The sequence below is a fragment of the Brevibacterium sp. HMSC22B09 genome, assembly GCF_001806795.1.
GTDB classification, from domain to species: Bacteria; Actinomycetota; Actinomycetes; order Actinomycetales; family Brevibacteriaceae; genus Brevibacterium; species Brevibacterium ravenspurgense.
In genome coordinates this window covers 1-514 of record NZ_KV786003.1, presented here as the reverse complement: position 1 = coordinate 514, position 514 = coordinate 1, and the positions used below count along the sequence as shown (strand labels likewise).

1 protein-coding gene is annotated in these 514 nt (G+C 59.1%); it reads right to left on the bottom strand.

Translation table 11 applies throughout. From position 1 onward, the window contains the following. Positions 1 to 149 (bottom strand): heavy-metal-associated domain-containing protein (locus tag HMPREF3087_RS10335; protein WP_370919312.1); only part of this gene is annotated, 149 nt, incomplete at its 3' end. Positions 150 to 514 lie beyond the last annotated feature (365 nt).

The window sequence follows — 514 nt, the reverse complement described above, 5'->3', positions numbered from 1 at the left end:
TCGACCGCGGCTAGCACGGCAGCATCATCAACCGGCTGCTGACCGGTGACGGCCAATCGACCCGATTGGGCACTGACCTGGACGTCGGTCACCCCGGGAAGCTGTGGGACGGCCTCGCGAACCGAGGTCTCGCACCCACCGCAGCTCATTCGCTGGAAGACAAATTCACTAGTGTGCATTCCTGTGCTCCTTTTCCGACACGCTTACCTCGATACCCTATACCCCTATTGGGTATATTTCAATGAATGGCTTCCTTGGCATCCTGCCATTCCAGGATGGCCACAGGGAGGGCTCACAGTGTGAAATGATCTTCGTGCCGTGCGATCTCTGCCGGAGCGGAACCGTCCAGAGATGCGTTCTTACGCATAGGAGCATTGATGAACAAACTGACTCTGTTGACTTGACTTACTCTCGGCGCAGCAGTGGGGGCCTTGGCCCTGACCAGCTGTGCCGAAACCGGTGACGACGAGACCGCCCCAGAATCCACGCCCACCGACGGCGGCGGAGCAGGTGT